Annotated in this window: 28 protein-coding genes; 11 read left to right on the forward strand and 17 right to left on the reverse strand. The window is 69.0% G+C overall.

Annotated features, from left to right (window positions below):
• Positions 1–179: 179 nt before the first annotated feature.
• Positions 180–623: a hypothetical protein gene (locus tag GXP74_RS01490; RefSeq protein WP_182449600.1), complete on the reverse strand. Its 444-nt coding sequence runs from the start codon at positions 621–623 to the stop codon at positions 180–182.
• A gap of 362 nt (positions 624–985) precedes the next feature.
• Here GXP74_RS01490 and GXP74_RS01495 point away from each other — a divergent pair, with 362 nt between their 5' ends.
• On the forward strand, positions 986–1204 hold the full coding sequence (locus tag GXP74_RS01495; RefSeq protein WP_182449601.1) for a hypothetical protein: 219 nt from the start codon (positions 986–988) through the stop codon (positions 1202–1204).
• Between the two features lie 592 nt (positions 1205–1796).
• Here GXP74_RS01495 and istB read toward each other — a convergent pair.
• The 6 genes from istB to GXP74_RS01525 all read right to left on the reverse strand — a co-directional run bounded on the left by istB (position 1797) and on the right by GXP74_RS01525 (position 9599).
• On the reverse strand, positions 1797–2639 hold the full coding sequence (istB, locus tag GXP74_RS01500; protein ID WP_182449475.1) for an IS21-like element helper ATPase IstB: 843 nt from the start codon (positions 2637–2639) through the stop codon (positions 1797–1799).
• On the reverse strand, positions 2639–3907 hold the full coding sequence (gene istA / locus GXP74_RS01505) for an IS21 family transposase (RefSeq protein ID WP_182449476.1): 1269 nt from the start codon (positions 3905–3907) through the stop codon (positions 2639–2641). Before istA ends, istB begins: the two co-directional genes overlap by 1 nt.
• A gap of 241 nt (positions 3908–4148) precedes the next feature.
• Positions 4149–5474: a hypothetical protein gene (locus tag GXP74_RS01510; protein WP_182449602.1), complete on the reverse strand. Its 1326-nt coding sequence runs from the start codon at positions 5472–5474 to the stop codon at positions 4149–4151.
• A 9-nt stretch (positions 5475–5483) separates the two neighbouring features.
• A complete protein-coding gene (locus GXP74_RS01515) occupies positions 5484–7577 on the reverse strand; it encodes an HNH endonuclease (RefSeq protein WP_225447651.1) in 2094 nt (697 codons plus the stop codon).
• Positions 7578–7785: 208 nt separating this feature from the next.
• Complete coding sequence (locus GXP74_RS01520; protein ID WP_182449604.1) at positions 7786–8340, reverse strand: GNAT family N-acetyltransferase; 555 nt, start codon at positions 8338–8340, stop codon at positions 7786–7788.
• Positions 8337–9599 (reverse strand): XRE family transcriptional regulator, encoded by a 1263-nt coding sequence (locus GXP74_RS01525; RefSeq protein WP_225447652.1) that lies wholly within the window; start codon positions 9597–9599, stop codon positions 8337–8339. The genes GXP74_RS01520 and GXP74_RS01525 overlap by 4 nt, the downstream gene beginning before the upstream one ends.
• A gap of 591 nt (positions 9600–10190) precedes the next feature.
• Between GXP74_RS01525 and GXP74_RS01530 the strand changes: the two genes are divergently transcribed.
• From GXP74_RS01530 to GXP74_RS01545, 5 genes are all read left to right on the forward strand, one after another.
• Positions 10191–10400, forward strand: coding sequence for a hypothetical protein (locus tag GXP74_RS01530; protein WP_182449605.1), 210 nt, complete (start codon positions 10191–10193; stop codon positions 10398–10400).
• A gap of 368 nt (positions 10401–10768) precedes the next feature.
• A complete protein-coding gene (locus tag GXP74_RS01535) occupies positions 10769–11875 on the forward strand; it encodes a radical SAM protein (protein ID WP_225447653.1) in 1107 nt (368 codons plus the stop codon).
• A gap of 4 nt (positions 11876–11879) precedes the next feature.
• On the forward strand, positions 11880–12014 hold the full coding sequence (locus GXP74_RS41390) for a hypothetical protein (RefSeq protein ID WP_255528061.1): 135 nt from the start codon (positions 11880–11882) through the stop codon (positions 12012–12014).
• A 64-nt stretch (positions 12015–12078) separates the two neighbouring features.
• Positions 12079–12894, forward strand: coding sequence for an aminoglycoside phosphotransferase (locus GXP74_RS01540; protein ID WP_182449607.1), 816 nt, complete (start codon positions 12079–12081; stop codon positions 12892–12894).
• Positions 12895–13010: 116 nt separating this feature from the next.
• The gene (locus GXP74_RS01545; protein ID WP_182449608.1) at positions 13011–13838 is read left to right on the forward strand and encodes a phosphotransferase; all 828 of its coding nucleotides are present in this window, start codon (positions 13011–13013) and stop codon (positions 13836–13838) included.
• A 78-nt stretch (positions 13839–13916) separates the two neighbouring features.
• On the opposite strand, the gene trxB is transcribed toward GXP74_RS01545, so the two are convergent.
• From trxB to GXP74_RS01560, 3 genes are read right to left on the reverse strand one after another with little or no spacing between them, the layout of a single operon-like run.
• The gene (gene trxB, locus GXP74_RS01550; protein WP_182449609.1) at positions 13917–14897 is read right to left on the reverse strand and encodes a thioredoxin-disulfide reductase; all 981 of its coding nucleotides are present in this window, start codon (positions 14895–14897) and stop codon (positions 13917–13919) included.
• A gap of 5 nt (positions 14898–14902) precedes the next feature.
• Positions 14903–15325 (reverse strand): arsenate reductase ArsC, encoded by a 423-nt coding sequence (locus GXP74_RS01555; RefSeq protein ID WP_182449610.1) that lies wholly within the window; start codon positions 15323–15325, stop codon positions 14903–14905.
• Between the two features lie 37 nt (positions 15326–15362).
• On the reverse strand, positions 15363–16004 hold the full coding sequence (locus GXP74_RS01560) for a three-helix bundle dimerization domain-containing protein (RefSeq protein WP_182449611.1): 642 nt from the start codon (positions 16002–16004) through the stop codon (positions 15363–15365).
• 91 nt (positions 16005–16095) lie between these two features.
• Between GXP74_RS01560 and GXP74_RS01565 the strand changes: the two genes are divergently transcribed.
• The gene (locus GXP74_RS01565) at positions 16096–16410 is read left to right on the forward strand and encodes a helix-turn-helix transcriptional regulator (RefSeq protein WP_182449612.1); all 315 of its coding nucleotides are present in this window, start codon (positions 16096–16098) and stop codon (positions 16408–16410) included.
• Between the two features lie 58 nt (positions 16411–16468).
• Positions 16469–17212 (forward strand): aquaporin, encoded by a 744-nt coding sequence (locus GXP74_RS01570; RefSeq protein ID WP_370468525.1) that lies wholly within the window; start codon positions 16469–16471, stop codon positions 17210–17212.
• A gap of 98 nt (positions 17213–17310) precedes the next feature.
• Here the strand turns inward: GXP74_RS01570 and GXP74_RS01575 are convergent, their stop codons facing one another.
• The 3 genes from GXP74_RS01575 to GXP74_RS01585 form a co-directional block, all read right to left on the reverse strand.
• Positions 17311–17973, reverse strand: a complete 663-nt coding sequence (locus GXP74_RS01575) for a hypothetical protein (RefSeq protein WP_182449614.1) — start codon at positions 17971–17973, stop codon at positions 17311–17313.
• A 182-nt stretch (positions 17974–18155) separates the two neighbouring features.
• Entirely contained in the window at positions 18156–18629 is a 474-nt protein-coding gene (locus GXP74_RS01580) for a GNAT family N-acetyltransferase (RefSeq protein WP_182456089.1), read from the reverse strand.
• 71 nt (positions 18630–18700) lie between these two features.
• Entirely contained in the window at positions 18701–19066 is a 366-nt protein-coding gene (locus GXP74_RS01585; RefSeq protein WP_182449615.1) for a metalloregulator ArsR/SmtB family transcription factor, read from the reverse strand.
• A gap of 123 nt (positions 19067–19189) precedes the next feature.
• On the opposite strand from GXP74_RS01585, the gene GXP74_RS01590 reads away from it, so the two are divergent.
• The 3 genes from GXP74_RS01590 (at position 19190) to GXP74_RS01600 (ending at position 22067) form a co-directional block, all read left to right on the forward strand.
• Positions 19190–19378 carry a hypothetical protein gene (locus GXP74_RS01590; protein WP_182449616.1) on the forward strand — a complete coding sequence of 63 codons (189 nt, stop codon included), beginning with the start codon at positions 19190–19192 and terminating at the stop codon, positions 19376–19378.
• A 65-nt stretch (positions 19379–19443) separates the two neighbouring features.
• Positions 19444–20820: an NAD(P)-binding domain-containing protein gene (locus GXP74_RS01595; RefSeq protein ID WP_182449617.1), complete on the forward strand. Its 1377-nt coding sequence runs from the start codon at positions 19444–19446 to the stop codon at positions 20818–20820.
• A gap of 8 nt (positions 20821–20828) precedes the next feature.
• Complete coding sequence (locus tag GXP74_RS01600; RefSeq protein ID WP_182449618.1) at positions 20829–22067, forward strand: MFS transporter; 1239 nt, start codon at positions 20829–20831, stop codon at positions 22065–22067.
• Here the strand turns inward: GXP74_RS01600 and GXP74_RS01605 are convergent.
• From GXP74_RS01605 to mobC, 4 genes are all read right to left on the reverse strand, one after another.
• Positions 21965–22729: a hypothetical protein gene (locus GXP74_RS01605; RefSeq protein ID WP_182449619.1), complete on the reverse strand. Its 765-nt coding sequence runs from the start codon at positions 22727–22729 to the stop codon at positions 21965–21967. The two genes, GXP74_RS01600 and GXP74_RS01605, sit on opposite strands and share 103 nt — an antisense overlap.
• Before the next feature lie 140 nt (positions 22730–22869).
• Complete coding sequence (locus tag GXP74_RS01610; RefSeq protein ID WP_225447654.1) at positions 22870–23238, reverse strand: hypothetical protein; 369 nt, start codon at positions 23236–23238, stop codon at positions 22870–22872.
• A gap of 241 nt (positions 23239–23479) precedes the next feature.
• The gene (locus GXP74_RS01615; protein ID WP_182449620.1) at positions 23480–25219 is read right to left on the reverse strand and encodes a mobilization protein; all 1740 of its coding nucleotides are present in this window, start codon (positions 25217–25219) and stop codon (positions 23480–23482) included.
• Positions 25216–25968, reverse strand: a complete 753-nt coding sequence (mobC, locus tag GXP74_RS01620) for a plasmid mobilization relaxosome protein MobC (protein ID WP_182449621.1) — start codon at positions 25966–25968, stop codon at positions 25216–25218. Before mobC ends, GXP74_RS01615 begins: the two co-directional genes overlap by 4 nt.
• Positions 25969–26123 lie beyond the last annotated feature (155 nt).

The following is a 26123-nucleotide window of genomic DNA, read 5'->3' on the forward strand; positions in this document are numbered from 1 at the left end:
CGACACCACCACCACCGGCCTATCACCACGCCCACTCACAAGTCCGCTCACGAATCAAGCAACCAGCAGACCCATTCACCGGACAGGGCCTGTCCCCACTCGGACAAATCGGGTCACATATGACCTGCTCACCACTTTGTTGGTGTGATTGTGGGAACGGCGGGGCGTCCCGATGTCGGTCAATTCCGGCAGGCACCTCGGATGATGTGGTCGATGATGGCTGCGGCCTGTGCCGGGTGCTTGTCCAGCCACCTTCTGAGGTGTTTCTGGACGGCTTGTGCGACGCAGGCGCGCACGTTGTGGCCACCCAGTACGCTGTGGGCAGCGCCCAGGAACTCTGGATCGTCCAGCTTCACGGATACGACCGCGATCAGGCCCTTGCGGATCCGGTCGGGATGGAGTTCGGTATATCCCGGGTCGCCTCCGAATGGCCTCCCGCCCCTCCAGTACCTCGATCTGACCGGCGTCGTAATTGATGGCTTCGCCGCCCACGATATCCCCTCCGAGAGGGTTCGCCAGAGCTCCCCCAGAATAGGCGAATTCAAGGAAACGACCAGGTCAGAGGTTATTTCTCGAAGGCGGGGGCGGGCGACTGGCGGCCTGTCGGGAGGTGGTCGGCCCAAGGGTCGCGGACCGCATCCGGAGTACGGCCTCGGGCCAGCCGAGGTCGGCTACGGCACCGTTCCTGGCAGGTCGGAGGCCCCCAATTCCGTTGCGTCGCAGGCTGGCCCGGCCCGCCATGCCCGCCTGCACGCCGCTGCGCAAAGGATCTACCTTCCCCTGTCAGCAGGGGCCTTGGCATCAGCGCCTCCGGGTTGGGGTTTGCTGTACCGGCGGGACGGTTGGACATGAGGGAGTCGCCAGCGGTGTTGCCTTGGCCTGCTTCTGTACGGAGCGTATGGCGGCGACGGGTGCGGGCAGGTCGGTTGCGTGGCGGATACGCCATAGGAGGACGGCAGCGGGATCGGCGGCCGAACCCTACTGGGTGCACCCGTCCATCAGCACCCACCCGTACGCCCTGGAGCCCGAGGAGGGCGTGCCGCACGTGAAGGTGGAGTTCGATGAGGACGTCCGGACGCCGCCCATGGATCCGGCTGCCTTCGCCGTCTTCATCGACCGACTCGCCGGACATGTCGAGCATCTGCGGGACCTCCATGCTCAGCTCGTCACTGCCGTAGCCGCCCATCAGAGTGGTGAGCAGTGAAGAAGCTCTCCGCATACCCCTGGACCTGTGAGCGGTCCGGCGGCCACGCGGGCAGCTGACGCTTCCACGTCCAGCCGGAACCCTCTGGATGGTTTCGACTGCCGGGCGGGGATCACCCTCGACTCGCCGCCTGGCCCGCCTCGTACTTCGAAGACCACCTGGCTAGTGACCTGGAACATCCATGCAGTGAGCCCGATCGCGGATGTTCCCGGCTGTTCCAGTGGATTGGTCGCGCGCAAGGCGTGAGGCGGCAACTGTCACCCCCGAACGACGTAGGGCCCGACCGCGATGCGGTCGGGCCCTACGTCTGCCCAGACGGGCGGGTGCGGAGGATACGAGATTCGAACTCGTGAGGGGTTGCCCCCAACACGCTTTCCAAGTCTGGGGACAGCCGTCCGACGGTGTACGTATGTGTCCTGACCTGCCGGTCTGTGCCGCCGTGTCCGGCCTGCGTATCCCCTCGGGCGGCAACGAATGAGACCAAAACTGAGACCACGCCTTCAGAGGCCGACGTCGCATGTCGGCAACGGCTGAAAATGGGCCGGTCTGAACGGTTCAATCGTGGGCCATCGTGTGGTCTCGTTCGTTGGGTTCAGTCGTTGCCGGTGGTGGGGGTGCGGCCGAGTTCGCGGCCTCGCATGCGGTAGGACTCGCCTTTGAGGGAGTGGACCTCGGCGTGGTGGACGAGTCGGTCGATCATGGCGGCGGCGACGGTCTCGTCGCCGAAGGTCTCTCCCCAGCGTCCGAAGGGCTTGTTGCTGGTGACGATCACGCTGGCCCTTTCGTATCTGTTCGATATGAGCTGGAAGAACAGGTTCGCGGCCTCGGACTCGAAGGGGATGTAGCCGACCTCGTCGATCACGATCAGCGGGTAGCGGCCGAGCCGGACCAGCTCGTCCTGGAGGCGGCCGGCCTGGTGGGCGGCGGCGAGGCGGTCGACCCACTGGGCGGCGGTGGCGAACGCGACCCGGTGGCCCGCCTGGCAGGCCCTGACCGCGAGGCCGGTGGCCAGGTGTGTCTTCCCGGTCCCGGGCGGCCCCAGAAATACGGCGTTCTCCTTGGCCGCTATGAAGTCCAATGTTCCCAGGTGGGAGAGTTGTTGGCGGGTCAGGCCGCGCAGATGGGTGACGTCGAGCTCCTCGATGGTCTTGATGGCGGGGAAACGGGCGGCGCGGATACGGCCCTCGCCGCCGTGGGAGTCGCGGGCGGAGACCTCGCGTTGCAGGCATGCGACCAGGTACTCGGTGTGGGTCCAGGACTCTGTCTGGGCGCGTTCGGCCAGCCGCTCAGCGGCGTCCAGCAGGGCGGGTGCTTTCATGGCGCGAGAGAGGAAGGCCAGGTCGGCGGCGGTCTGCCGACCAGTGCGGGTGGTCTGGCTGTTCGTTTTCGCCCTGTCGCCGGTGTTGTTTGCGGTAGTCGTGGTGGTGTGGGCCATCAGGTGTCCTCCTTGCCCGCGCCGCCCTCGATGAGGGTGAACATGCGGTCGTAGGTGCCCAGTTCGCGTTGTTCAACGTCGATGCCGAGGCTGTCGGGGGTCAGGGCCGCGGCGCGGGCGGTGGCTGCTCGGGCGGCCTTTTGGTGGATGACCTCGCCGCGCAGGACGTGGGCCGCGGCGGCGTGGTCGGGGTCGGTGATCGACTGGTGCCTGGCCCAGCAGCGGGCATGGCGGGCCACCACGTCGTTGCCGGCGATGGCGGTGATCTCCTCGTTGTCGGTGCGGACCATCACCGTCCTGCCGATCGCGCGGGGATGGACGGAGTAGTCGTTGGTGTCCACGCGGATGTAGTGGTCGCGGCCGATGCGGGTGTGGAAGCGCCACCAGTGCGGTGGGGTGACCGGCGGGATGGTCAGCATCGCGGCCCGGTCGGCCTCCCAGCGGTCCACCGGGCGGGCGTCGATGGAGCGGTGCCGGCGCCGGTTGGCGATCTGCAGCCACGCGCTCAGCTGGGTGTTGAAGTCGTCGGGGCCGGTGAAGGTGCGGCCGGGCACGAAGCTCGTCTCCAGGTAGCCGTTCGCGCGCTCCACCAGGCCTTTCGCTTCCGGGTCCCGGGGCCGGCAGAGGTGGACCTTGACCGCGAGCAGGCCCGCGAACGCAGCGAACTCGCTGGTCAGCTTGCCCTTGCCGACACCGGCCTCGTTGTCCCAGACCAGCATCTTGGGCACCGCTGCCCAGCCGTCGGCGAGCAGACGCCAGTGGCCGTCGATCAGGTCACCGGTCTGCCGCGACGGCAGCATCCGGGCGGTGATCACCCGCGAGTAGCCCGACACGATGACCAGCACCGGCGGGCGGCCCGACTGGCCGTAGCCCAGCGGGATGTCGACGGCGGGGAACCACAAGTCGCACTGCGCGAGCTCACCGGGCTCGTAGACCGTGCGCGAGACCGGGTCCACCGGCAGGAAGGCCGGCCGCAGCTCACGCACCCGCTCACGCAGGATCGTCAGCCCGCGCTCCCAGCCGATCCGCTCCGCAATCACGGTCACCGGTATCGTCGGGGTCTGCCTGAGCAGCTCGCGGACTGCGGGCTCGACCGCGTCCACCGCCGAGCCCTTCAGCGGACGCTGGTACTGCGGGGGCCGGTCCGAGGCCAGTGCCCGCAGCACGGTGCCCCTGGAAATCCCCAGCTGCCGGGCCACCGCCCGGGCCGACAACCCCTCAGCCCGGTGCAACCGGCGAATCTCAGCCCAGTCCTCCACGTGGATCACCCTCTCTTCCTCCTGACTCCAGCCCAATGAAGTCAGAATGATCAAGAGATCACCCAGTGGCCCGCTTTTGATACGCCGTCCGTGGTCCCCATTTCACCCGTTGCCGACAGTCGCACTGAACATGAGCGGTGTCCTGCTGCTGGGTATGTTCGGAGCCGTGTCGAAGTCGACTCGATCCCTCCTGCCACTGCCCCCGCGGAGGCTAGCCGGGAGCAGTGGCAGGTCGGCAGTTCTCTTGGGCTCATTCGGCCCGGAGGGTTGATGACCTCGGTTTTCCGATGAGGTCGGCCAGCTCGTTGACCTTCTTCTGCAGCTCGGCAATGCTCCCGCGCAGATCGTCGTCGGCAACTGCTGCCAGGTCGTCGAGGTCGATGGATTCGATCCCCTTCTTGGTACTGCTGAGAGCCTTGGTGAACCGAGTCCGCTGTTCGCGGATCTGGATCTCCGGATCGGCCTCGACGGCCTCGGCAATCAGTCCCTGCACAGCTTCAAATGCCTCGGTGACGGACTCCGGCGTGGCCTTCGCGTCTTCAACAGCAGTGAGAAGCACTGCGGCCCTGCCCCTGGCCTGCTCGGGAAGCTGGATGACCTGGCCGGCCGCAGTCGTAACTTGGCCTTCTCCCGCAGCCTGACGGACGTACTCGGCGTGCTTCGCGCTGCGTTCGTTCACGGTGAGATCGGAAATCGCGGCGCGAGCCACCTGCGCGGTCTTCGGGTCTGCGAGGATCGCAGCCCTCAGCGCAGTCGGATTCTCCGCGACGTGAAGAGCCATGGTGGGCTTGATACCTTCTCCCGCCGCTGCCTCGGCGATGGCCTGCTGGCGCTCCTCCGAGCTGCCGCTCGTCGCCCTGCTGCGGTAGTAGAGGCTCCAGTCCTCCACAGGTGGGAGTTCGATCGGTGAATGCCCGGGGTAGAGCAGCTCTGGTCCGATAGACACCGCACCGGAACTGGTTGCCGCTTCCCAAGCCCGGTAGTAGCGGACCACCCGCTTAGCTGTCGTCCCAGCACGCTCGGCGAACTCTTGGGCGGTGATTTTGGTTGATCCGTCGAGGCCATGAGTAAGGCGCTGGACGCTGCCGCGACTGCTTCCGTGTCCCTTGCCCATCTCTACTTGGCACGCCACGAAGAAGGCCAACCACCACCCGCCCGAGCGATCGAGCGCTGCCCAAGCCTTGATGTCCCTGTCTCGCTGGTCCTCGGTGTAGCCAGTGATGCCGTCCTCGGTAAGGAGCCGGCGGACTTCAGCCCGCATCGCGTCCATGCGGTCACGGATTTCCTCCACACCCTCATGGGGGTGGCGAATCTGGAGCAGGACGAGCACATCCGCGACCTTGGCTCCCAGCCCAAAGGGCGGCTTGGCCTCGATGAAGTCAGCGAAGCTGGTGAACGGCTCCTCTTTGTTCACGCCAGAGGGGACCTTGCGCCATGTGTCCTCCGCGATGACTGCAGCCAGGACGTCCAGGAATCCGACAGGCGTTCCCCCATTGCGCTCCAGACTGCTACGCAGCTGGTAGACCCTCTGCTGTTCCTCCGTCAGGTAGCTGTTCGACTCCACTTGTACGCTCACGCGGTCCTCCTACAGTTTCAGGGCGGCGCGGAGCCGCTTGTTTGCCTTCTCCACCGTATTGGCCTCAGCCGAGGTGAAGCCGGATGCCGTGTTGACGGTGAACGTTGCCTTGGTCACCGCGTCCTGGTATCCGGGGGCTTCAGGGGTGAGGCCGCAGCGGTAGAGGTATTTCTTGACTGCGTCGGAGACCCTCGCGTTGGTGTCGGCGATCTGTTGACGTTCGGTTTTGGGGGCCTCGGTCACCACAGGGGTCGGATTGGCCTCTAGACGTTGGGCAGGGACTGCTTCCGGGATCTTGAGCATGATGCCAGCCAGCTCGATGGCCTGCTTGAGCTTCGTGACCGTCTCGGCAGAGTCGACAGCTCGCTTGATGCTCTCCACCAGCAGCACCTCGTCTGCCTCCATATCTACTTCGTTGCTCGCCGCGCGCGTGGTCGTCGCGATGGCGGACTCGACGTAGGTCAGAGCCAGCTGGGTGGGCGATGGGGGGTCCGCACCCTCGTCCGGCTCTCGCTCCTCGATGATCCGCAGCCCTTCGTCCCTCTCCTCACGCAGGAGGGCAAGGAACCCCCGCATCTTCGGGTCGTCCGGGGCAATGATCACGCACGACTGCTCGCGCGCCTTCTGCCCGTCTTTCCAGACGCGCAGACCTCGACCCACGAGCTGCATGAGGTGGCCGCCGTCGCGGTAGTGGGTGAGGATACCGACGACCGTGATCTGGGGGCAGTCGTAGCCGATGAACGCCATCCGCACGGTGACGAGGATGTCCATTGGTTTGATCTTGAACTCCGCGAGGGCCAGCGGGGCATCCGAGTCCGCAGACACGGCAATCCCTACGTTCAGGTCTGGGTGACGGTCCTGGAGGTACTTCTGCACCTTGCGGGCTTCAGCTTGCCCCATGCAGGAGATCAGTCCGCGGTACGCCGGGTTGAACTTCTGCTTGTCCTTCACCGCGGTTACCACGCGGTCGACGAGCGGTTGCCAGGTCTTGGTGTCTTTCAGGACCGGGACCAGATCGCTGCCGTCGTCCGAGAGGTTGTACTCCAGCAGGCTGTCCCCACTGTTCCGGTCGTCCGGGTCGCCCATAGTACGTCGCGAAACGCGGGCTTCAGTCAGCTGCATCTCGAACTTCCGGAGGTACACCTCGGCGATGCCGTTCGCATAGGTCGCCTCGGCATGCCGCACCAGGGTGACCTGCCGTGGATTGGTCGGGTCGGCTTCGTAGTCGGCGAGAATCAGCCGCTGATTGTCCGCCCTGTAGGGGGTACCGGTCAGGAGCAGGGTGTGCAGCGCGAACTCGTGCATGCGTTCAACCAGTGCGCCGGCCTTGGTGCCACCGTCATCCTTGTCCCCGGCTGCGCCACAGAACTGGGCCTCGTCCGCGATCAGCAGGAAGCGCCCCTCGTGTTGACGAGCCCATCGCAGGAACGTGTTCTCGTTGGTCACAAGGGCGCTGTAGGTCGACACGAAGCCGGTGCCCGGCTGGTGTGGAAAGGTGAGCGGGGCTTCGTTGACTCGGTGACGAATCTTGCCCAGCCGCTTCGTGGCATCGAACAGCCCGCACAGGCCACTCACGATGTGTCCGGTCGTGTCCGTGACCATCCAACTGGTCTCGCATTGCTCGGCCAGGGCGACACGCGGCACGAAGACGGCAACGTAGTCGATCAGCCCTTCCCTGATCAGTCGGGTTGCCAGTGACTGATACGCCAGGGTCTTCCCGGAGCCAGGTGAGGCAAGGACGATTGTGCGATCCAGGTTCGCTCGAATCCGTTCGAGGACCTGGTTGTTCACCTCGGCTTGGAAGGGGCGCGGTACGAAGGTGTCGGTGTACTGCATGCCACGTCCCTTGGATAGATTGCAGGCGTCGCACAACGCCTGGCCGTTCTCGACCTCAGTCCGACCCCCATCCGCCCAGGGGATGCGGTGGTCCGCGTGCCATCCCTCCACCAACGCCGAGCTGCATCGCTGGCAGCGTCCGTCCGCGGCTTCGTAGAGCATTTGGCGCTGAGTCGAACTAAAGAACCGCTGTGGGTCGGTCTCGGACACGGCGCCTCTGCTTCCCTTGCCGGGTAACACACCTGACGCCTCGGAGGCTATCGACATGGTCTGACAACAGAGGCAGTAACCGGTGGGTAACCCTCTGCATAGGCGGGGGCAGTTCACGGACGGGTAGAGGTCCAGTGCCTGGATGGCAGTGGGGTCGATCTTCTCTGGCAGGTCTATGTGGGCGATGCCGAGGGTGCTGAGGAGTTCGCCGGGGCCAACGAATGCCGACCGGTACGCGGCCTTGCAAGGCAACGGGATGTGCGTATCAGCAGGCAGGAGATTGCTTCAGGGAGCGGATCATGGCTGTGAGACTGGGGGAGTCTGGTGACGGACGCTGCCCGTTGAAGGGCTCGTATCCCCAGGTGACATAGAGGGCCTGGACCTTGCCGTCGCCTGCCAGGGGGTTGACCGAGAGGGTGACGCGCTCCTCGGTGCGGTTGGACAGGAGTGCGTCGTGGATGCGGAGGGCTGTTCCCGTGCCGCGCCAGGGAGTCCGGACCATGATCTCCTTCAGAGCTACGGTCGAGATGTCGGTGAAGCCGTGGGGCAGCGGCTCGGTCATCCGTGACCACCAGCGGTCGTTCTCGATGAGCGTGTTGACGTAGGCGTAGCCCACGGGCTGGGCCTCGTCGTAGCCGATGACCGCCTCCCAGCCGGATTCGCCAGCATGGCGGTCGAGACGTTCGGCGAAGCGTTCGACGGAGTAGTGCGGCAGGTGCAGCAGCGGAGCACGGGCGTCCGCGTACACGTCGATGATGTCCTGCCGGACTGGGGTTATGTCCGTGCAGTGCCGCAGCTCGACGTTGAACGGGTTGCTCATACGGTGGTCCTCCGGGTGTCCTGGGCGTACTGGTCCCACAGCTGGGTGTGGGCGCTGTCGGGGGCGATGGCGTGCAGGCGGCGGCCGAAGGCGTCGAGCATGCCGGTCACTCGCGGGTGGCGTGCCGGTCCTTGGTTCGGGATGGACATGGCGGTGGTGATCGCCGGTTCCAGGTCGGCCTGGCCGAGCTGGGCGTGGGCCAGACGCGCGGTGGCGATGGCGCGGCTTCGCTGGAGATGGGGGCGCAGGACGGACAGGGTGCGGTGGGCGCGGGCTTCGGCGTGTTCGTACTGGTGCAGGCTGAGGTAGGCGGCCAGGGCGAGGCTGTCGAGTTCGGCCTGGTCGTAGAAGGCGGTTATCCACACCGGGCGGTAGGCGTCGGGGTCGGCGCGGTTCAGGGCTTCCTGGGCGTGGCCGATGGCGCGTTCGACGGCGGCGGTGTCACCGGTGAGCCCGAGGATGGCTGCGTGGCGGGCGTGTCCGAGGGAGGCGAACAGCGGGTCACGGCGGCTGATGGAGCTGTTGCGGGCGACGTTGTTGGCAGCGAGGCCGTCGGCGGGGCGGCCGAGGTGGCGGTAGAGGGTGCCGGCGTGCGACCAGATCCGGAAGGCGATGCTCGGGTCGCCGGACATGGCGGCGAGGCTGGAGGCGCGGTCCAGGTGCTGCTGGGCGGCGCCGAACCTACGGCCGTCGATGGCTGCCCACATGGCGCTGGAGGTGAAGGAAGCGGCGCTGGCGTAGAGGCCGCTGCGGATGCGCTGGCTGGCGGTGCCCTGCTGCTGCAGGGCCAGGGCCTGGTCGGCGAGGGCGACGGCCTGAGTCTCGATGGAGGTCGTGCCGCCGTCGCGGTGGTCGCTGGCGATGATGCTGGCGAACTGGGTCTGCAGACGCTGGATGTCGCCGGACCCGATTCTGCGCGACGCCGAGACGAGGGGGACCGCCGCGACCGCGGTTCCGGTCGTGGCGGTCAGGAAGGTGCGCCGCAGCACATCGTTCTCCGTGGGGGCTGGCGGGTGGTGGCTACCCGGCTGGGTGAAGCCGAGTTCCTCGGCCGGACATCCGAATACTGCCCGTAATGCAGCCCGTTGCTTGGCGTGCGGCCAACGTGTGCGGGTCAGCAGATCGTGGATCGTACGCTCGGAGACCGTGCCGTATCGACCCGTCAGGTCCTGGATGGCCAGGTTCATCTGGTGGGCGAGCTCGGTCCGGGTCAGGCCAAGGTGCACGATGCGGTCCCTCAGGACGGTGTTGTCCCCCATCCGGCCACGGTATTGCGGAGCCCGAAATCCCGCACCAGTGCAGGTAATGCTCCGGTCAAAACTTCCGGTCGGGCTCGATCGCACCCCCGTCGAATCTTCCTGCCGATCCCCAGTCTGCGGCGGTTTCCTTGAGTGACAGGCCGTCACCTCGGCTCACTCAACGCGGTGATCCACGCTTCTCCGCATCGATTCCGTTGGAGTCCTCCATGGCCACCCCTGAAGAGCAGCCAAGATCCAGTGGTGCGCGACCGCTGCCCATCCGGACTCGTGGCTGCACCTTGCATCGACCGATCTCCGGCGACCCTGGTGCTGGGAACGACCGTTGGGATGCCTTCACACGGCCCCAGCGCTCGCGGGACGAAGGCAGGCCGGCATGAGCCCGCGCCAGCGGCCCGCATGGGTCCGACGGGGAGCAGTAGCCCTGGATCAGGCCAGCGGACAGGTCGGCGAGGTCCAGCATGTCGGCCCGCTCTACTGCACCGGCCCTACAAAGCCCCAGGACCGTCACCGGGTCTGGCTGCGACCGCGTGCGGGCGGATGCGAATGGGAGACGACCGTGGAAGACCTCCAACCCGCGCAGGAGGCGGTGCAATGACGGCCGCCAACCCGCCAGCCATCGGGGACCTGGTCCAGGACCCGGAGGGTCGCCAGCTGGTCGTCACCGACCTGCGCAGCGGGCAGCTGATCGTCCGCGCCCTGCGCAGCAGCCGTGAGCGGCCCGTCGAGGATCCGACCGTTCTGACGGTCCTCGCGCGGCGCGGGACCTGGGGCGGCTACCCGGACGGACAGGCCCGGGGATGAGCGGACGCCATGCTGGTCCCGACCCGCTGACGGTCGCGTTAGGCGTCGCTTGGACAGCAGGAAGCGCGGCACTCCTCGCTCTCCTCGCCTTCGTGGCCCGTGAGCCGTGCCCATGCTCGCCTTCCGCCTCCAGCCCGGTGCCGGCGAGCGTTCCCGACATCCAGCCCGAAGCCATGGCCGATGGCTGACTCGATCCCCTTCTCCGGACCGACTCCCGTGAACCGGTCCAGGAGAAGGCACACCCGCTGACGACCCCGTACCGGCCGTTCTCAGCGGAAGACACGGGGCGGCCCCGCGCCGGGCCCCCTGGCCGGCCATGGGCCGCCCCGTGTACCGACCTCCATTCCCCGATGTCACCTGGAGCGCCCGTGCACGAGCTGATCGCTTCCCCGTTCCTCGACGGTCATCTGATCCTCCGCCCGGGTCGCGCCCAGGGGCTCCGGGTCGGCTCCGGCCGATACCAGCAACTCCTCACCGCCTCCTCGAAGTCGGCCGTTCCGCCGTGGCTGGCGGACGCGGCCCGCACCGCCTGGGGAGTCGACCTGCACGGGCGGCAACTGGCGGACACAGTCCTGGTCCGCCCGCCGTCCAAGCTCGGCTACGGCCGCGCGTCATGGGAGATCAACAAGGGCTGCGACTACGACTGCGAGCACTGCTACCTGGGGCTGAAGAACTTCGAGGGCCTCGCCTGGGCCGACAAGGTCAAGCTCCTGGACGTCGTCCGCGACTCCGGGGCGCTGTGGCTGCAGATCACCGGTGGCGAGCCGCTGATCGACCGCGACTTCCCCGCCGCCTACCAGTACGCCAACGAGCTCGGCCTCATGCTCTCGATCGCCAGCAACGGCAGCCAGCTGAGCAAGCCCCGCATCCAGGAGCTGTTCACCCGCCACCGGCCCTACCTGATCGCCGTCAGCGTCTACGGCGCCAGCGCCGAGACCTACGACGGCATGACCCGCAACCGTGGCGCGTTCGCCCGGTTCATCAAGGGCCTGGAGGCGTCACGGGAATCCGGGCTGTCCCTCAAGCTGAACATCGTCGTGTCCGAGCGCAACGCCCACCAGATCCCCGACATGCAGCACCTGGCCGACAGCTACGGCTTCCCCCACCAGGTCTTCACCACCATGAGCCCGACCATCGAGGGCAGCGGCGAACGCATGGGCACCCAGGCCGCCGACTACGTCATGCCCCGCAAGCCCTTCCAGGGCTGCAACGCCGGGCACACCTTCTTCCACTCCGACCCCTGGGGCAAAGCCTCCATCTGCAAGGTCGGCCGCGACCCCCAGTTCGACCTCATCACCGACGGCGTCGACGGGCTGCGCCAGCTCGGCGACGTCGCCGACTCCCTCCAGCTTCGCACCGGCGGATGCTCCGGCTGCACGCTGTCCGGCTCCTGCTTCACCTGCCGGCCGCTGGCCAAGCTCTACCAGGAGGCGAAGGCCCCGCTCAACACCTACTGCCAGCACGGAGGGAGGTGAACCCATGCCGGTACCCGTAGCCATTACGCTCACCGAGCGACCCCTTGAGGACGAGGAGATCGTGTTCGTCGGCGACCTGGACGACGTCCTGGAGGTCGTCATGTGCTCCTGCTCGTCCAGCGACTCCCAGCCGTACTAGCAAGCAGGCCGCCCCGGTCCGCGAGGGCCGGGGCAGCCCTGGCACCACCGTCTGGAGCTTCCTCATGTCGATGTCCCGCCTCGCCTGGCATGACCTCCCCGCTGACACCCGCGCCGCCGTCCACGAGCACACCGGCCCCTTCCTCACCTCGGCCGACGTGACCACCGGAGCCAACTCCGGTGTAGCGGTCAAGGCGTACACCTCGGCCGGACCGGTGTTCATCAAGGGCATCCCGACCGACCACCGACAGGTCAAGACCCAGCGCCGCGAAGCCGACGTCAACCCGTACCTTCCCCCCTCCGCACCCAAGCTGCTATGGCATACCCAGGGTGGAGGCTGGGACCTGCTCGGCTTCGAGCTGATCGACGGATCCATCGCCGACTACACACCCGGCAGTCCCGACCTGCCTCTGGTCGTCGCCGCACTGACGGAACTTGCGGACACCCCCTGCCCGGACATCCCGCTGCTTGACCTGGCCGACCGGTACGCGTCCTACACCAGCACACCGGAACTGTTCGGCGGCGAGGCCCTCCTGCATACCGACGTGGCGCCCCACAACGTCCTGGTCGACTCCACGGCCCACCTGATCGACTGGGCTTGGCCCACCCGAGGGCCGGCCTGGGCCGACCCGGCGGTATGGGTCGTCCGGCTGATCGAGGCCGGACATACCCCCGAGCAGGCCGAGCAATGGGCGGCCAAGGTCCCCGGGTTCAGGACGGCTCACCCGCATGTTCTGGCTGCCTTCGCTGACGCCAATGCCCACCAGTGGGAGGAAGTCCGGGCACTGGAACCGCGCTCGCTGTGGAAGCAGCGGATGACCGCCTCCGCAGCCGCGTGGAGGGATCACCAGCGCGCTCTCGCGCTGCGGACCGACGCCTGACCCGACCGCGCTGGAGCCCCACTTTGGATCAAGCCCTGATCAGCAGCCTGCTCTGCGACATCAACCGCAGTACCGGTCGCCGGGAACCGGAGCGCCTACCACTTCGCGTATGGGCCATGTCCGGCGTCGAGCGCCTCACCTACCCCGATGGTGAGAGCGCGGTCTTCAAGTACGCCACCGAGCCACTCACTCACGAGGACCAGATTCTCCGCATCGCCGCACGATGCGGGGTCCCCGTGCCCAGGGTCATCGGGTCTGTCGCTCAGCGCGCCCTGCTCGGCATGGTGCTGGAAGATCTCGGCGAACCGCTGCACGAACCGCGGGACGCGGAAGCCGTCGTCGCTGCCGTCCACCTTCACCGGCTTGCCATCGCTCCCTGCCTGCCGGTTCTGGACGCCTCGGCGATGGCTGCGCTGCCGCTCCAGGCGCTCCGCCAACTGCGGCTCCTACGCGAGTCCGGCCGCTGGATCGAGGGTACCGAGGACCTGACCGTCCATCTGGAGGCACTCGCGCGAGTGGCTCCGATACGAGCGAAGGGGGCTACCACCGAACCCTTCGGCTGGGTGCACTCCGAGTTCGAACCCGCCAGCCTGCACATCGGCGCGAACGGTTGGAGGCTACTCGACTTCGCCCGAACCTTCACCGGCCCCGGTCTGCTCGACCTCGCCTCCTGGAAAGGGCTCGCCAAGGCCCAACCCCCGGACCCCACCTCGCTACGAGCGCTGATCAAGGCGTACATTACCGCCGGTGGAAGCCGCGACGTGCTCGCGTATCGCGGCGGCCTTCCTCCCGAGGACTGGGCCCTGGGCTGGCACCGCATCTGGGCTGTCACATGGTTCCTCGAACAGGCCCACGTATGGATCAGGAAGCCGGACCGGGATCCGGGATCCATCAAGGTCGTCCGCCGTCACCTCGCTGACGCGGTGGCCCTGCTGCGAGCGTGATCACGTGAAGTCCAGCCAGAAGCGAAGGGCCTGGGGACCGGAGTCACGGCGCAACGACAGCGGTCCAGTCCCCGGGCGTCATGCCGCGACGGGCTGCGCGGAGTGGTCACCTTGGGCAGTGTCGGCCAGAGCGGCAAGGTGCCGTTCGGCGTCGAGGGCGGCCTGGCAGCCGGAGGCGGCGGCGGTGATGGCCTGGCGGTAGGTGTGATCCACCACGTCTCCGGCACCGAAGACGCCGGTGAGGTTGGTCCGGGTAGAGGGTGCCTCGACCCGGAGGTAGCCCTCGTCGTCGAGATCGAGCTGGCCGGCGAACAACTCGGTGCGCGGGTCGTGGCCGATGGCGATGAACAGTCCCTCGACGGCGAGGTCGCGGGTGGTGCCGGTGGCGGTGTCGCGCAGGACGACGCCGGTGACCCGGTCGGTGCCCTGGATCTCGGCGATTTCGCTGTTCCAGGCGAAGCTGATCTTTGGGTCGGCTTGGGCGCGGGCCTGCATGACCTTGGAGGCGCGCAGGGTGTCGCGGCGGTGGACGATCGTGACCGAATTGGCGAAGCGGGTGAGGAAGGTGGCTTCTTCCAAGGCGGTGTCGCCGCCGCCGACGACCACGATGTCCTTGCCGCGGAAGAAGAAGCCGTCGCAGGTCGCGCACCAGGACACCCCGCGTCCCGAGAGTTCGTCCTCGCGGGGCAGGCCGAGCTTGCGGTAGCCGGAGCCGGTGGCCACGATCACGGTCTTGGCGCGGTGGACGGTGCCCTCGGTGTCGGTCAGTTCCTTGATGTCGCCGGTGAGGTCGACGGCCACGATGTCGTCGTCGATCATCACCGCGCCGAAGCGCTCGGCCTGGGCCCGCATGTTGTTCATCAGGTCGGGGCCCTGGATGCCGTCGGGGAAGCCGGGGAAGTTCTCGACCTCGGTGGTGGTGGTCAGGGCGCCGCCGACGAAGATGGCGCTGCCGAAGACGAGGGGCTTGAGGTCGGCGCGGGCGGTGTAGAGGGCGGCGGTGTATCCGGCGGGGCCGGACCCGATCACGACGACCTCGTGCACTATCGGCTCGGTCATCGCGGTCAGTTCTCCTGCTGCTTGGCGTCGATCTCGGCGACCAGGCCCTCGATCAGCTTCTTGATCTCGTCGCGGATCGGGCGTACGGCCTCGACGCCCTGCCCGGCCGGGTCTTCGAGTTCCCAGTTGAGGTACTTCTTGCCGGGGAAGATCGGGCAGGCGTCGCCGCAGCCCATGGTGATGACGTAGTCCGACGCCTGGACGGCTTCGGTGGTCAGGACCTTGGGGGTCTGGTGGGAGATGTCGACGCCGACGTCGGCCATCGCGGCGACGGCGGAGGGGTTGACCCGGTCGCCGGGGATCGAGCCGGCCGAGCGGACCTCGACGCGGTCGCCCGCGAGGTGGCTGAGGAATCCGGCGGCCATCTGGGAGCGGCCGGCGTTGTGGACGCAGACGAACAGGACCGAGGCGGCAGGTGCGGCAGTCATCGCAGAGGTGCTTTCTGATCGGGTGGTGACGGGTGGTTCAGGAGGTGGCGGGTGCGAGTTCGGCGACCAGATCCGTGACGCGGTGAGCGATCTCGTCGCGGATCTGCCGGACCGTGTCCAGGCTCGCGCCGTGGGGGTCGGGGACCGGCCAGTCCATGTACCGGCGCCCGGCGGGGATGGGGCAGGCGTCACCGCAGCCCATGGTGACCACGATGTCGGCGGCGGCCACGACCTCCTCGGTCAGCGGCTTGGGGAACCCCTCAACCGGCAGATCGGCCCCAACCTCGTCCAGGACCTCGGTGACGAAGTCGTCCAGGACCCCTGCGGGGCGGGTGCCGGCCGAGGAGACCTGAAGGCGTCCCTTGGCGGCGTGGGCGAGCAGGGCGGCGGCGAGCTGGGAGCGTCCGGCGTTGCCGGTGCACACGAACAGCACCCGCGGTATCCCGCCCGGCACGGCCCGGGAGTGGGCCAGTGCGGCAAGGCGCTCGTCGGCCAGGCGTTCGGCCAGCACCACCAGGTGGGTGCGTACGGCGGCGGTCTCGGCGAGGCGCTGGTAGGAGTCGGCCAGGAGTTGCTGGACGGTCTCGGGGGCGAAGGTGCCGCCGTAGCGCAGGGCCAGGCGGGCGGCCCCGGACAGGAGTCTGGGGTCGGGCAGGATCGGGAGCGGCGTCGCGGACATAGGTGTCTCCAGCGCAGGAAGGGCCACCGGCCAGGACCGGTGGCCGCTCGGGGGTCGCGTGGCGGCCCCACAACCGGTAACGTATCAGCCCATGGTGACATCAGTCGATACTGAAGCGTTGAAAGTCCTCGCCGATCCGCTGCGGATGCAGATCGTGACGCTGCTGGCGGCCGAGTCCCTGTGCGTGTGCCACCTGGTCGAGGAGACCGGCGCCAAGCAGACCAACCTGTCCAACCACCTGCGGCTGCTGCGGCAGGCCGGACTGGTGGAGACCGAGCCCTGTGGACGCTTCCTCTACTACAAGCTCCGCCCCGCAGCGCTGGAGGCAGTCGCCGCCCACCTGGGCACCCTGGCCGACACCGCCCGCGCAACCGCCGAGGCCGCCCGCAAGCGCCCCTGCACCTGACCCGCCCGCATCACCCCTCATCCTTCCTGCCCTTCCTGGAGTGTTCTTCGTGAGTGCCATAGACGAGGCCAGACCCACCGATCTGGCCGAGCCGCTCGTCGCCGACCTGGGTCCCGACCCCCTGTTCCGCAAGGTCGCCGCCGAGCTGGTCGGCACCGCCGCGCTGGTCGCGGTCGTGGTCGGCTCCGGCATCCAGGCCACCGAACTCACCAAGGACGTGGGCCTGCAACTACTGGCCAACTCCACCGCCACCGTCTTCGGCCTGGGCGTGCTGATCCTGCTGCTGGGCCCGGTCTCCGGCGCCCACTTCAACCCGATCGTCACCCTGGCCGACTGGTGGACCCGCCGCAGGCAGCACAACCACCTGCCCGCTCGCGAGGTCATCGCCTACGTCGTCGCGCAGACCGCGGGCGCGATCGGCGGCGCGGTGCTGGCGGACGCCATGTTCGGCAAGGCCCTGGTGCAGTGGTCCACCCACGACCGCTCCGCCGGCCACCTGCTGATCGGCGAGGTCGTCGCCACCGCGGGCCTGGTCCTGCTGATCTTCGGCTTGGCGAAGAAGGACCAGCTCCGCTTCGCTCCCGTCGCGGTCGCCTCCTACATCGGCGCCGCCTACTGGTTCACCTCCAGCACGTCCTTCGCCAACCCCGCCGTCGCGATCGGCCGCGCGTTCACCGACACCTTCGCCGGCATCAAGCCCTCCTCACTGCCCGGCTTCATCGGCATGGAACTCATCGGCGGCATCGTCGGCCTGGCCCTGGTCGCCCTCATCTTCGGACGCGACCGCACCCCCGGCGACTGATCCGGTGCGCGGGATGATCAGTCGGTGCGAGTGATCCCGGTACGGGAGGGCGCCCCGCCGTTGTGCGGGTAGGGGCGCCCTCCCGTTCGGATGGTGTGTCAGGAGGCTTGGGCGTGGCCGGGCAGGACTCCGGTCCTGACCAGGTCTGCCCGGACCCCCTCGACGGTGGCGGCCTGGCAGTCCAGGGCCTTCTTGAGCGTCAACTTGCCTTCATGCTGGGCCTTGCCGGGGATGGCGAAGGGCAGCAGAAGCATGCCCGGGGTGATCTCTGCCTCCCGGCACCGCGCTGCGGTGCGCGGGTCCAGCACGCCGACGGCAAGCCACGCGGTGGTCTCGCGGTCGTCGAAGAACTGCTCGCCCCAGCTACGGGCATGGAACTGTACGCGCGCGTGCGCGTCCGGCGGCAGTCGGTCGGGGTTGACCCGCTTCCAGGAGACCCTGCTCTCCTCCTCCACGTAGCGCCGGGCGAACAACTGCTCCAGTGGCGGGAGTTCGGCGATGCGCACCCACGGAGTGCGGTCACGCGGACGCGGCGGGGAGGGGAGGTACGGGCGGGGGAAGCCGTCCGGTACCGGACGGGGACGGGGAGTCTTGTCGGCAGGTGGCGACGGGCGGACCGTCGGGGCCTTGCCGGTGACCTTCGCGCGGATCGCGTCGGCCTTGTCCGAGGGGAGGCGCGAGAAGTGGTCCACGTACCAATCGAACTGGTCGAGAGCGATGTCCTTGACCCTCTGGACAGTGATGCCCAGCTCGTTCGCCAACTCGCGGATGGTGATGTTCGTTGTAGTCCTCCTTGCGGAAGGGGGTCATGAGTTGACCTTCCGTAAGATGATGCGCTTAGTGACCACCAAAAGGGAAACGGAGGAGTGCGCCCGACATACCGGCCCCGACTGCTCGCCAAATGTTGCGCACCGTGACCACGTCGCCGACGCGCCTGACAGACTCAGTCGACCGCGGGGCTGCGGCGCTCTACCAGGAGCACATCGCGCCACACGCCGTGGTGGCGGCCGACGCGTTCGCGGGTGCCAAGCGCGCGGAACCCGGCGCGGGCGTGGACGGCGAGGCTGGCCGTGTTCTCGGGGAAGATCCCGGACTGGATGGTCCAGATCCCGGCGGCTTCGGTAGCGGCGATCAGCGTGTTCAGCAGTGTGGTGGCGACCCTGCGGCCCCGCGCTTCGGGGTGGACGTAGACGGAGTGCTCGACCACGCCCGCGTACGCGCTCCGCTCGGAGACCCGGCTCGCGGCTACCCACCCCAGAACCTGGCCGTCCTGGTCCAGGGCGACGAAGCGGTGCTCGGGCAGTCGGCCGGAGTCGAACACCTTCCAGGCCGGGGCGCAGGTCTCGAAGGTCGCGTTGCCCTCGTCGATGCCTGCCTGGTAGATCGCCAGGACGGCCGCCGCGTGGGCCGGGGTCATCGGCACGACGGCAACAGCAGCGGAAGGCCCAGCTTCGACGGACACACGCGCTCCCTGCGGGGGTCGACGGTTCAGGAGGCGGTGCTGCCCAGCAGCATGCTCATCGCGGCCAGCACCGACGGCTCGACACGGTAGTAGACCCAGGTGCCGCGCCGCTCGGAGGACAACAGCCCGGCCTCGCGCAGCTTCTTCAGATGGTGGCTGACAGTGGGCTGGGAGACCCCCACGTCCTGGATGTCGCACACGCACGCCTCGCCACCGGCGTGTGAGGCGACCTTGGAGAACAGCCGCAGCCGCACCGGGTCGCCGAGGGCTTTGAACATCGCGGCCATCCGCACGGCGTCCGTCTCGGACAACTCGGCAGAAGTCACCGGCGGGCAGCAGGGCGCGCTCTCGACCTGCAGGACCGGCAACTCCGCGACAGCTAGATTCGACATGTGTCTATCTTGACATTGGTCGAAGCAGGCGGCAAGCTTCCCTGTATCGACAAGCGTCGAAGCAAGGCGTGGGGCGGAACTGCCCCTCCGAGCCACGGCACGACGACCACGAGGAGTACTGCCATGAGCGAGACCATCAGCACCCCGGCCAGTGCCTGTTGCAGCACCACCTCGGCCGAGACCCCCGTCGCACCCGCGCCCGTCGCGGCGAGCCCATGCTGCGGAAGCGCACAGGCCGCCGAAGCCGCCTCGGCCTGCTGCGACCCCGCCGCGAAGACCGAAGCAGTCACCGCCGGGGCCAGCTGCTGCTGACCCGCCCGCACCACCCCGGTCCCCGGCACCTCGCAGATGATCCGAACCACACGGAGAAGACAGCCATGAGTGAGAACAGCAGTCCGACCACCGCAGCCCTGCCGATCGCGGTGGTCGGGGCGGGCCCGATCGGTCTTGCCGCCGCAGCCCACCTGCTGGAACGCGGCCTGGAACCCCTGGTCCTGGAGGCCGGGCCCTCGGCGGCCTCAGCAGTCCGGGCCTGGGGGCATGTCCGACTTTTCTCCGCGTGGTCCGAGTTGGTCGACCCGGCCGCCGCCCGCCTGCTGGAGCCGACCGGCTGGACCCGCCCTGAGGCCAAGCGGTACCCCACCGGCGCCGAGTGGGCCGTGCTGTACCTGCAGCCCCTGGCCGACGCCCTGGGTGCGCACATGCGTTACAACACCACCGTCACCGGCGCGGCACGCCGGGGCCGGGACCGCATTGTCGACTCCGGCCGCGAGGACCAGCCCTTCACCCTCCACACCAGCGACGCGGACGGTACCCAGGCGCGTCTGTCGGTCCGGGCGATCATCGACGCCACCGGCACCTTCACCTCGCCCAACCCCCTGGGCAGCGACGGCCTCCCGGCAGCGGGCGAGCACACCCATCGCGACCGGATCACCTACCTCGCCCCCGACACCGCCGACTCGGCCGTCGCCGCCCGGCACGCGGGCAGGCGGACAGCGGTCGTGGGCTCCGGCCACTCCGCGCTGACCGCTCTGCTGTCGCTGGCCGAGCTGGCCAAGGACGAGCCCGGCACCCGCGCGGTGTGGGTGCTGCGGCGCGGCGCTGTCGGCAACGCCTTCGGCGGCGGCGAGTCCGACGAACTCCCCGCCCGCGGAGCCCTCGGCCTGCGGGCGAAGGAGGCGGTGACGGCCGGTCACATCGAGGTCGTCCAGGGCTTCCGCACCGAACGCGTCGAGGACACCGCCGGCCAGCTGGTGCTGGTGGCCGACGACGGCCGCCGCATCGAGGAACTGGACCACATCATCGGCCTGACCGGCTTCCGCCCCGACCACTCCTGGCAGAGCGAACTGCGACTCACCCTGGACGAACGTCTGCAGGCCCCGGTCAAGCTCGCTCCGCTGATCGACCCCAACCAGCACTCCTGCGGCACCGTCTACCCCCACGGCGCGAACGAGTTGGGCCACCACGAGGAGGGCGTGTACCTGGTCGGCATGAAGAGCTACGGCCGCGCCCCGACCTTCCTGGCCATGACCGGATACGAGCAGGTCCGCTCGGTCGCCGCCGCCCTGGCCGGCGACCACGAAGCCGCCGCCCGCGTCGAACTCACCCTTCCCGACACCGGCGTCTGCGGCGGAGCCGGACTCTTCGACGACCCCGACGCCGCCCAGAGCGAAGGCGGCTGCTGCGCGGCCCCCGCACCGACCCTGCTCAGCATCGGCATCGGTGCCCCCGCACCGGCGTCCGGCGGCTGCTGACCCCGGCGGTGACGACCCTTCACACCAGTACGGCCGGGCGGGAAGCACTTCCCGCCCGGCCGCGCGCCGCGCTGCCCGCCCTGTGCGCTACCCAGATCACCGGCTACGGCGTCCTGTACTACGCCTTCCCGGTCCTGACCGGCCACATCACCGCCCAGACCGGCTGGCCCACCGGACAGGTCACCGCCGCGTTCACCGCAGCCCTGCTGCTGTCCGCCGCCGTCGGCATCCCCGTCGGCCGCATCCTGGACCAGCGCGGCCCCCACCTCCTGATGACCGGCGGCTCCATCCTCGGCACCGCCGCGCTGGTGATCATCGCCACCGCGCCCGATCTGCCGGTCTTCGCCGCAGGATGGCTGCTGGCCGGCACCGCGATGGCCGCAACCCTCTACCAGCCCGCCTTCGCCGCCCTGGCCCGCTGGCACGACACCGACCGTGTGCGGGCCCTGACCACCCTGACCCTGGCCGCCGGTCTGGCCTCCACCGTCTTCGCACCCCTGACCGCGATCCTCGCCGCCCACCTGACCTGGCGCGACACCTACCTCACCCTGGCCGCTGTCCTCGGCGCGATCACCATCCCCGCCCACGCCCTGGCCCTGCGCGGACCCTGGACTCGGGACGAGACCGGCCCACTCCCCGGAATCCCGCGCCAGCGCCCGCAGGCGCGGATCACGACCAGCCGCCCGTTCCTGCTGCTGGCCGTGGCCATGACGGTGTCCGGCTTCGCCCTGTATGGCGTCATCTTCGGACTTGTCCCCCTGCTCACCCATCGGGGCATGAGTCCCACCCTCGCCGCGTGGGCACTCGGTCTGGGAGGGCTGGGCCAGACCTTGGGCCGCACCGCCTACGCCGCGTTCACGCGCCGCACCAGCGTCCGGGCCCGCACCGTCGCACTGATCGCCGCAGGCGGAGCCACAACTCTCCTGCTGGCACTGGTTCCCGGCCCCACGCCGCTCCTGATCGCGCTCGTGATCCTTGCCGGCGGCGTCCGGGGCAACTTCACCCTGCTCCAGGCCACCGCCGTCATCGACCGCTGGGGCACCACCGCCTACGGCCACCTCAGCGGAATCCTCGCCGCTCCTATCGCCATCGCCGAAGCCCTCACCCCCTTCGCCGCCGCCACCCTCGTTCACCCCCTCGGCGGCTATCCCCAACTGTTCGCGGCCCTCGCCGCAACCTCCGCTGTCGCAGCGCTCCTCGCCAGCGGAACATCCATCGGCGGGGGAGTATCCGGTAGCACCGACTGACTTGGCGACAGGCGGTCGTTGACGAGGAAGCGCCGCAGAGTAGCGGAGCCATGCAAGCGCATGGCGGTCTTCCACTGGTCGTAGGCGTGGGGGTCCTCGCGCTTGTGGAGCAAGTGCTTGATCCAGGTGTTGGCGATGAGGTCCGCTTCGCTCAGCGCTTCGGTGATCTCACGGACGACGGTGACGGCGAGCCGATAGTCGGTGGCTTCGACGAGGTTGAGGTCGACGTCGATGCCGTCCTGTTGGAAGGCGAACAGGTGGCGAGGGCCGTGCGTGGGTGCCGACCTGGTCTTGCGGTATTCGGCATGGCCGCCGAGCAGAGTCCGCAGCGTGTCGAGGTCCGGGCAGGTCGGCGGTATGGGGGCGTACAGGTCGATGTCCGAGTCGTGAAGGACCGTCCCGTACTGCGAGGAGCCCATGGCGTGCAACTCGGTCAGTCCTTTGGCCTGGCTGGCGGCGATGGCGCGTGCCGTGGTGGTGGCCAGGCCCGTGCGGTATCCGGCGAGTGAGGCGTAGAACTGCTGCGCCTGCTTCTGCTCCCGTGGTGCGAATTGGGGCAGCTGGACCCGACCTGCTTTGAGGACGGCTTGCAGGTCGGCGTCCCTCTCGGACGGGAGGAGAGCGTGTTGACCAGCGGTTTCTTCGATTCGTACGCGGTGCATTGGGTGAGGGTACGTGAGGGAAACCACGGCTCTCCGGCTGGGGTCCGGCTGCTTGCGGGGGTCTGCTCGCCGTGCCAGCCCCGAGGGGACCGGGCGACTGCTGGTCCCTTCGGGTGACTTCAGCACGGCGCGGTACGCCCCTATACCGGCCAGGTGGTCCCGGCCAGGAGTCCGTCGAAGCCGAGGCTGGTGACGACCTCGGGGAAGCTGTCCCAGACGCGGGTGATCTCGCCGAAGAGGTCGTTGAAGGCGTCGAGGTCGAGGTCGGGCTCGAGCCATTCGTGGGTGCAGCGGCAGCGGACGTAGACCTTGGCGAGGACTTCGACGAGGAGCCAGTCGCGGGTGGCGTCGCAGTAGGCGCAGGTGATCAGGAAGCCGCGGGGGCGCAGTTCCTCGCTGTGGACGACGGAGCGGGTGAGGACCTGGCCGGGCAGGAGGTCGGGGATCTCGACGAGGTAGTCGGGGATGCGTGGGGCGGGCTGGTCGTCGGGCTGGTGCGGGTGGGTCAAGTGGGCCTCCGGTGGCCTTGGCGTTGGGGCAACGGCACCAAGGACCCCAAGGTCGGCAAATGTTCCCGATCGGCGAAGACGACATCGAACCGACATCGGGCCTCCGTGTGCCTGCGTACTGATTCCGTCGGCCGCAGGCCGGTACGCGACCTGTTCGGCAGCGCGGGACGGTCAGTGGGGTGGGGTCGCGGCGGAACGGGTGGCCTCGCAGGCGGCCAGCGCTTGGCGCGGAGGGCGCTCATCAGCGCCTGCGGGTGGTGGGTGGTGCGGGCGCGATGGCTGGTCGCGGAGCCGGTGCCGGGGGCATCGTGGGCTTGCGTTTGGCCGGCTTCGCTGCGGCGGGGGCGGGGAGGGCGGTGGTGCGGCGGATGCGCCACAGCAGGACGGTGGCGGGGTTGTCGGCGCTGTCCATCTCGCGTGCGCCGAGGGTCTGCTGGAGCAGCGCGGCAGGGCTGTGTCCCAGGTGCTGTGCCTGGGCGAGGGTGGCAGCGAGCGCCGACCAGTCCTTGCCGCCCAGGACCCGTGCAGCCAGTTCCGGCGGCAGGGCTTGGTGCACGGCTGCGGTGGCATGGTCGCGGGCGGTCGGGGGCAGGCGTTCGCCCTGCGCCTTCAGGGCGATCAGGGGTCGGGCAGCGGCCTGGGCGTAGGCGGCGCGGAGCTGGCCGGCGGTGGCCTGGGCGATGAGGGCCTGCTGGGTGTGCCCGGCGGCCCGGTGGCTCCGGTACAGGGTCACGGCGATCAGGACCAACACGTCTAGGAACGCGGCGATCGCGTCCCCTTCCAGTGCCCCGTGGCTGGGGCCGCCGGCCAGCACGGCACGCGCGGTCGAACGCAGGGCCCGCATCTCCTTTTCTGCGGCGCGCTCGTGGAGGTAGGCGGCCTGTCCGTAGGCTTTCGCGGCAGCCACGATCTGGGCTCGCTGGGATCCGCGGTGGGTCTGCGCGAAGGCGTCGAGGACTTCGCCGAACCCCGCCGCCCACACCTGCCACACCTCCCCGTCGGCCTCTTCTGCGCCGGGGCGGGGCGCGGTGAAGGAGTCCAGGGCCTGGTCGGCCAGGCGCCCGGCCTGCTGGAGGGCGGGACGAGCGCTCCGGGCCTGCGCGATGGCGGGATCGGGCTCGTCGGCGGTGATCGACAGGCGTGCACGGATCTTGGGCAGGCTCAGGTCCGGGCCCAGGCTGCTGCCGGAGTACCAGAGCGGCTGCCCGTCGGTCTTGCGGTCGCCGGGCAGGTGGAAGGAGTAGCCCTTCGCGTCGCCCGACGGCAGCCGGTGGACCTTGACCTGGACCCCGTGCCCGGCCAGACGCCCAAGGAACTCGTCCTCCGAGACCGCCCCGGCCAGCGATTCGCGCACCGCGGTACGCAACACTGCGCGGCTGGGCTCGGGCAGACCCTGGAGCTTGGCTTTGTGGATCTCGGCCCGGGTGGGCCGCTTGACGGTGGTCCGCGCGGTGCGCCGGCCGCCCGTCTCACGGGGGACCTGCCGTAGGCCGTAGTCCTGCTCGATGAGGGTGAGTTCGTCCATGACGCGTTGCCAGTCGTTGTGCAGCCGCGCGCCGGTCAGGTCGGCGCGCACGGTGGTGGCGACGATGTGGATGTGGTCCTCGGCGTGGCGTACCACCACCCACCGGCAGCCGTCCGGATCACCGGTGGGGGCGATGCGGGCGGCGTGCATCACGCGGTGGGCGATCTGTTCCCACTCACTGTCGGACAGGTGGCGGTCCTCGGGTGCTGCGCGCAGCGAGCAGTGCCACACGTGGTCCTTTGGCGCGCCCGCGCCGGCCTGGGCAACGCGTAGGTCCAGGATCTTCGCCAGCCGGGTCAGGGCGCGCTGGGGGTCTTCGGCAAGGCCGGGGTCGGGCAGCAGGGGCTCGTAGGCGGCGACGGTGTGCTGGTTGGTGTGTTCGTCCTCGTCTCCGGGTCCGTAGACGTAGGCGAGGATGCCGCGGGTGCGGTCTCCCCGGGTGACGGAGGCGATCATGCGCTGCCCCGGCGGCGGGCGATGCGGAACGCTGCCTCGTCCAGGCGCTCCACTTCGGTCCGCACTTGGTCCAGCAGCGCGGCGGCGGCAGTGAGGAAGTCCCTGGCGGGGCTGGCGAGGAAGGTTCCGTCGGTGTTGAGGCGGCGTGCGATCTGGTTGAGGTTGTTACCCCAGGCGGCGAGGTCGCTGCGGGTGGCGGCCAGCTCGTCGATCGCCGAGTCCAGCTGTTCGATCCGGGCGTCGGCGGCCATCGCGGTGCTCGGGTCGGCCAGGGCGCGGCGGGCGATCAGGTGGGCCAGGCTCAGGTCGGTGACCTTGGCTTGAGCTTCCAGGTGCTGTCGCTCGGTGGCGCTGAAGCGCACGCTGATGGGCTTCTTGGGATCGGCGGCGTCGCGCTTGCGGCGCTTGGGCTTGCGGCGCGCTGCAGCGGTGGCGGACGCGCGCGCGATGAGCGGCTTGGACGACGCAGCAGCAGCAGCGGCGGCGGCGGGCGGCGTGTCGGTGGGGTGCGGCTCCTCCTGCTGGTCGCGGCTGCCCTCGGCTGCGCCCCCCTGCTCCGGCGCCCTCGCCGGAGCTCCCCCGCCCCCCTGGGCGGGGGCCTGCGCCTGCGACCCTCCATAGGAGGGTCGCAGGCTATTGCTGGCTCCGCTGGTCGCGCAGGTGACCTCAACGTCACTGCTGGCCAGTGTAGTTGCGGCGGGGTCGGTGCGGTCGGCGGCGGGCTGTTGGTGGTCGTTCCGGTCGATCACGGTGAGCCTCCTGGATCGGTGTTCGGGTGTGGGCGGGTCGGGTGGTGCTCGGTGCTGGTCTTCGTGGCCCAGTGCGGGCGGCTGGTGCGCAGTTCGGCACTGGGGTGGCGGGGCCGTGCCTAGGGGTGAGCTGGACCTGGCGGGGCTGGTCGCGG

Origin of the sequence: Streptacidiphilus sp. P02-A3a (assembly GCF_014084105.1) — a bacterium.
Lineage (GTDB): Bacteria > Actinomycetota > Actinomycetes > Streptomycetales > Streptomycetaceae > Streptacidiphilus.

Excerpts from the sequence above, each read along its gene's own strand:
- istB (WP_182449475.1), bottom strand. The coding sequence starts at position 2,639 with ATGGCCCACACCACCACGACTACCGCAAACAACACCGGCGACAGGGCG.
- GXP74_RS01515 (WP_225447651.1), bottom strand. The coding sequence starts at position 7,577 with ATGTCGATAGCCTCCGAGGCGTCAGGTGTGTTACCCGGCAAGGGAAGC.
- GXP74_RS01520 (WP_182449604.1), bottom strand. The coding sequence starts at position 8,340 with ATGAGCAACCCGTTCAACGTCGAGCTGCGGCACTGCACGGACATAACC.
- GXP74_RS01525 (WP_225447652.1), bottom strand. The coding sequence starts at position 9,599 with ATGGGGGACAACACCGTCCTGAGGGACCGCATCGTGCACCTTGGCCTG.
- GXP74_RS01530 (WP_182449605.1), top strand. The coding sequence starts at position 10,191 with ATGACGGCCGCCAACCCGCCAGCCATCGGGGACCTGGTCCAGGACCCG.
- GXP74_RS41390 (WP_255528061.1), top strand. The coding sequence starts at position 11,880 with ATGCCGGTACCCGTAGCCATTACGCTCACCGAGCGACCCCTTGAGGAC.
- GXP74_RS01540 (WP_182449607.1), top strand. The coding sequence starts at position 12,079 with ATGTCGATGTCCCGCCTCGCCTGGCATGACCTCCCCGCTGACACCCGC.
- GXP74_RS01545 (WP_182449608.1), top strand. The coding sequence starts at position 13,011 with ATGTCCGGCGTCGAGCGCCTCACCTACCCCGATGGTGAGAGCGCGGTC.
- trxB (WP_182449609.1), bottom strand. The coding sequence starts at position 14,897 with ATGACCGAGCCGATAGTGCACGAGGTCGTCGTGATCGGGTCCGGCCCC.
- GXP74_RS01555 (WP_182449610.1), bottom strand. The coding sequence starts at position 15,325 with ATGACTGCCGCACCTGCCGCCTCGGTCCTGTTCGTCTGCGTCCACAAC.
- GXP74_RS01560 (WP_182449611.1), bottom strand. The coding sequence starts at position 16,004 with ATGTCCGCGACGCCGCTCCCGATCCTGCCCGACCCCAGACTCCTGTCC.
- GXP74_RS01565 (WP_182449612.1), top strand. The coding sequence starts at position 16,096 with ATGGTGACATCAGTCGATACTGAAGCGTTGAAAGTCCTCGCCGATCCG.
- GXP74_RS01580 (WP_182456089.1), bottom strand. The coding sequence starts at position 18,629 with ATGACCCCGGCCCACGCGGCGGCCGTCCTGGCGATCTACCAGGCAGGC.
- GXP74_RS01585 (WP_182449615.1), bottom strand. The coding sequence starts at position 19,066 with ATGTCGAATCTAGCTGTCGCGGAGTTGCCGGTCCTGCAGGTCGAGAGC.
- GXP74_RS01590 (WP_182449616.1), top strand. The coding sequence starts at position 19,190 with ATGAGCGAGACCATCAGCACCCCGGCCAGTGCCTGTTGCAGCACCACC.
- GXP74_RS01595 (WP_182449617.1), top strand. The coding sequence starts at position 19,444 with ATGAGTGAGAACAGCAGTCCGACCACCGCAGCCCTGCCGATCGCGGTG.
- GXP74_RS01605 (WP_182449619.1), bottom strand. The coding sequence starts at position 22,729 with ATGCACCGCGTACGAATCGAAGAAACCGCTGGTCAACACGCTCTCCTC.
- GXP74_RS01615 (WP_182449620.1), bottom strand. The coding sequence starts at position 25,219 with ATGATCGCCTCCGTCACCCGGGGAGACCGCACCCGCGGCATCCTCGCC.